Here is a 5,150-nt window from a genome sequence, read left to right as displayed (position 1 = left end):
GTATCGACTTTTTTCTGTCTTCCGGTGTAGCCGTAGGAGGACTTGCCCACTCTGAGTTCCGTTCTTCTGTTGAGCTGGTGCATCGCAGGGGTACAGGTCACCTCGTTGCAGTTGTGCACCGGCTTGGTCTCCCCAAACCACTGGTGCTCCAACCGGTTGGTCTCCACACCACGCTGAATTAGGTAGTCCATCACCGACTTGGCTCTGCGCTCAGACAGCTTCTGGTTGTACGTGTCATCCCCGCGCTGGTCAGTGTGACCCTCGATGTACAGCATCAGGTTCGGCATCCGCTTCAGCATGATCGCCGTACGCTCCAGCTCCTTCTTGTGCACCGATCTGAGCATGGACTTGTCAAAGTCAAAGTAGATCGTCGGAATGTCGTTGATCTCGTCCTGCAGCTTCTCGAAGATCTCCTCCGGCTCGCAGAAGTTCATGTCCTTCAGCTCCTGGGGAATCTCATACTGCTTGGTCGGGTCCGGAAACGCCTCCAGTACCAGTTCGGATCTTCTGTTCAGCTGATGGTTCTCCTCCGCGCACGGCTTGCCGTTCCCGCAGTCGTTGATCAGCTGGCTTTCCCCAAACCACTCCAGTCGCACCCGGTTCGCATCGATCCCCTTGGTTCCCAGGTATTCGGTCACCGCCTTGGCCCGGTTGTTGGAAAGGGTGATGTTGTATTCGTCACTCGCTCTGGAGTCGGTATGGCTGGCAACCAACAGGTCCAGGAAGCTGTATTTCTTCATCATCTCAGCCAGCTTGTCCAGCGCCGGCATCGCGTCCTTGCGGATCACAAACTTGTCCAGGTCATAGTACACAATGTCCACGTGAACCGGAAGCTGGTACGGAATCGGCATCAGCACATACTCCCGTTTTACCGTGTCGCCTGCAAAGCCTTTGGTCGTGATGCTCTCGTCGGTCAGCGGGAAGTAGCCCGGCTTGGTGATCGTGATCCCGAAGTCACTCTCCGGCTCCAGCTGTGCGGTCAACTCACCCTTGCCGTTTCTGCCCGTGGGAACCATGATCCCCTGGGTCTTGTCCCGGAAGGTCGCAAGGTAGCTTGACGTGATCACCGCACCGTTGCAATCCAGTACCCTGGCCAGGAACTGCTTGTACATCTCCTTGGCCATGTAAATGTCATCCAGACCCATGCCCCCTCTTCTGTTCGAGGAAAGGTACACCGTACGGTCTTTGTCTTCCCGGTAGGCGAAGTCATCGGCCAGCGAGTTCACCGGTACACCCATGTTCGATACTTTGCCTATCGCTGTCGGCGAATAGCTCGCCTCAAAAATATCCATCCCCCCCAGACCCTTGTGGCCCGTGGATGAAAAGTAAAACTTGTTGTCCTTGCGGAACGGATGGGTCTCGTTGCCCGAGGTGTTCACCTCAGGTCCAAGGTTCACCGGTGCCGAAAACGTCATGCTGTCCGTGTATTCGGAATAGTACAGGTCATACCCGCCCATGCCTCCCGGCATATCCGAACTGAAGTAAAGCCGCTTGGTCTGCTCGTCCACAAACGGGTGCATCACCGCGTAGCCGATCGAATCGTTGTACGGAAACGCGGTAAACCCTTCCAGCTTCCCATCCGGACTCACTTTGCTGTAATAGATCTCCGGCTGAACGGTGATGTTCCGGTTCTTCTTCACCTTGGTGATCGAACGGGTCACCGAATAGAACAGCAGGTTGTCTTTGGCTGCATAGCTCGGATCCGAAAAACTCAACGAATTGGGTACGTTCGACACCACCTGGGTGATGTTGCCCGCCTTGTCCTGCTTGTATACCGTAAAGTATCCCCGGTCGGTCTGACCGCTTGACTCCGGACTGAAAAACTTGTTCCGCCCGTCGATCCGGATGCCCGGCATCTTCTTGCTGTAGCTTCCGCCACGGTCGGACACAAAGTACTTGTTGCCCTGTGCATCCTCGATCATCGAAAAGTCGGATTCGGAGGAGTTCAGCCCTTCGATCCCCTCTACCTTCAACTTGCGGGCACTCTGGGGAATGCTCCCCGGGGAGATTCCCAAACTGTCTGCCGTCAAGCCTTTGGCTTCAATCAATCCCTTCGCCTCTTCAAAATTATCGGACAGAATCCCCGTTCTGAGCAACTGGATGTAATCCTCGTTGGTCACCTCCTCATAGCCCGCCACGGTCTTCCACCAGGTGTACGCCTGGCCGTAATCCCGGACCTTGTCCTGGGCTACCGCCGTCTTCCTGGCTGTCTCATAGTTAGGCTTCTTCGCATAGGCCTCCTGGTATATGTCCAGCGCATGCTGATAGTTCATCAGCTCCATCTGCTGGTCCGCATAACGGACCTTCGACTTCTGCGCCTCTGCCATCCCTACCGCTCCCAGTACCAAGCCGGCCGTAATTCCGAGTATCGTCAATGTCTTTTTCATAATCAGAACCATCTTTGGTTTTTCATAGTTGCAGTCCGCGGTATCATGTAGAAGCCTACCGACAACTCGTGGGAATTATGGTTGTAATCCTGTAGCACGTTCATGTTCTGGTCGTAGGCATAGCCCAGCCGAAGTCGGTCTGTGGCAAAAACCTCCAGAATCAGCGCCACCGCATTGCGGTTCGACAGATTCTCGTCCAGCTGGTCGGCCCAGATGTTCACGTTGCTCCGGTAAGAGGCTCCCAGCCAAAGCCGGTCGAAAAACAGAAACATCCCGTTGATGTCGTAGTTGGTCGGTGCTCCCTTCACCTGCTTGACCAGGAAACTCGGCTTGAAGCCCACGTTGTCCGAGATCGTCAGCATCGCTCCCGCTGTCAGGTAAAAGTGAAAATCATGGTAGGCCAACGCAACGTCTTCTTTCTCCAGGGCCTTCTTGCCGATCATGTTGTACACGCTGAAGCCTGCATAGAACTTGTCCGTGTTGAAAAACAATCCCGTGTTCAGGTTCGGAGTGAACATGTTCAGCCTCCCGCCCGGAATCTCCGGATCGTTCGGATCGTTCGGATCCAGCTCATCCCCGTCAATCATGTATTCCGACACCCCAACACTCGCACCCATCCCCAGGAAACTCTTCCTGCCGGTCTGGATCCGGTAGGCGTAAGTCAACAGACCCGAAGTCGTACGGGCAGGACCCAGCTGGTCGGACAGCAACGAAAATCCAAATCCCATCGTCCCCTCGTTGGCACTCAGGTCGGCAGTCACCGTGAACGTCTTGGGCGCTCCCGGAAACTCCATCCACTGGCTGCGGTAGGTCGACTGGATGTAGGGCTCTCCCTTGTAGCCCGCATACCCCGGATTGACATGCAACCCGTTGAAGATATACTGACTGAACTGCGGGAGCTGCTGCCCAAAAGTCCCTCCGGTGGCCAAAATGGCCACCAGAAAGGTCATTCCTATGATTTTAAAAGTCGTTTTCATAGCTCTTATGATTATTCTTTGATTACCTGAATCCATCCCTTGAACTCGTGGGTCTTACCCGTGCTGTCCACCGCAGTGAGCACATAGAAGTAAGTTCCCGCTACCTGACCTGGGGCTTCCCAGTCGTTGCCGTAGTTGTCACGCTCAAGGACGTGGTCTCCGTACCTGTTAAAGATTACTATTCTGTTGCTGACAAACTTGCCAAGTCCCTGGATCTCGAACACGTCGTTCTTGTTGTCCCCGTTTGGTGTGATCACGTTCGGGATACGGAACGGCTCGATCTCTGTCTGGTCGCTCGCCTGGTTGTCCCCTTCGGTCAGCTCGTCTTCATCGGAAGCTACCACCGCCGTGTTGATCACCGTGCCTGCTGCTCCTGCCTTCACCCGGATCTGGATCGTCACCGACTTGCCAGCTCCAAGGAACGGTATGGTAAACCTTACGTTGTTGCCGCTTACCGTCGCAGTCACTGTCGATCCGCTCGTATTGGCGGTCACCGTATAGCTCTGGTAGGTCACTCCGCTCGGAATGTTGTCGGTCAACACCACGTTGGTCGCGTCGGTCACGCCCTGGTTGCTCACCACAATCTGGTAGTCAAACAGGTCGCCTTCAAACACTTGCTCCTGGATCGCTGCCTTGGTCACCTTCAGGTCCGCCTGATCGTTCAATATTCTGAAGAATACCAGCGCATCGTCGTTGTTGGATGGATTGACCACCTCACGAAGCACATACTTCAAGGTATAGTCTCTGATCTCGTTCACCTCAGGAATCAGGCTCAGCTCTCCGTTCTCGTCGATCAACAGACCGATGATGCCGTCCAGCTCCGTGAATTCAAAGTCCACATCCGCAGGATCAGGTCGCTGACCCTTCAACAGGTCATTGTCCAGGATATTACCGATTCTGCCTCCGTAGCTGATGAAGTGCTCGCCGAAGTTGTCGTCGTTGGCTATGATCTCATTGGCCCCAATTCCAACAACCTCTTCAGCCTCATCTCCAAGTGCATCCTCTTCCACAGGAGAATTCGCCAACACTTTGACCACGTTGACCAAGGTCTCCCGTTCCAAATCCTCTACGGTAACCGTGTAGGATGTCGTCAAAACAACCACCTCACCAGGGGCCATCGTACCTATATTCTTGAAGAACCCTGTAAGCGGATCGCTCACCCTCACTTTGGTCACCGTTACATTACCTGTATTGGTCACTGTCAGCGTGTAAGTGATGACCTCTCCGGCCTCCCTGACCACTTCCTTGTCCGCACTCTTCTCCACCATAATGCCCGGTAGATAGGCAATCGGTGTAGTCACCTCATCCACATCCGTAGGATTGTCGTCCCCTTCGTTCGGACTGTCGCCCGTAGCCGTAGCCTCGTTGGTCACCTTACCGGTATCCACATCCTCCTGGGTCACCGGATAGCTGGTCTCAACCTGCTTGCTCTCGCCCGGTGCCAAGGTGCCCACATTCACCACTGTGCCTGTCTTCGAATCGACTACCGTCACATTCTCCAAGGTCACATTGCCCGTGTTGGTCACCGTAATCGTATATGGAATCTCCTGACCCTCTTCGGTAATCTCCGCATCGTTGTCGGTGATCTCCACGTCGATCGCAGGATTCTGGATCGCTGTCACCACCGCTTCGTCTTCATCCCTTACCGTAGTCTGGCCAGGTGCTGTGCCCGTAACAGTCGCCACGTTCTCTATCTGGCCTCCGTCAACATCCGACTGAGTCACCGTATAGGTCGTGGTCAAGGACTGGCTCGCTCCAGGATTCAACGTACCCACGTTCTGGTTCA

The 5,150-nt window shown here is 54.6% G+C and carries 3 protein-coding genes; all 3 read right to left on the bottom strand.

Going from position 1 to position 5,150, the window contains the following annotated elements:
* Positions 1-2,387, bottom strand: a 2,387-nt coding sequence (locus tag D0X99_RS20110) for an OmpA family protein (RefSeq protein WP_233553769.1), incomplete at its 3' end; no start/stop codon positions are given.
* 2 nt (positions 2,388-2,389) lie between these two features.
* On the bottom strand, positions 2,390-3,364 hold the full coding sequence (locus D0X99_RS20105; protein ID WP_119479673.1) for a PorP/SprF family type IX secretion system membrane protein: 975 nt from the start codon (positions 3,362-3,364) through the stop codon (positions 2,390-2,392).
* Between the two features lie 11 nt (positions 3,365-3,375).
* On the bottom strand, positions 3,376-5,150 hold a 1,775-nt coding region (locus D0X99_RS20100), incomplete at its 5' end, for a DUF7507 domain-containing protein (RefSeq protein WP_119479672.1).

It is taken from the genome of Algoriphagus lacus (assembly GCF_003583985.1).
GTDB lineage: Bacteria > Bacteroidota > Bacteroidia > Cytophagales > Cyclobacteriaceae > Algoriphagus > Algoriphagus lacus.
This window is presented reverse-complemented; position numbering and strand designations above follow the sequence as displayed.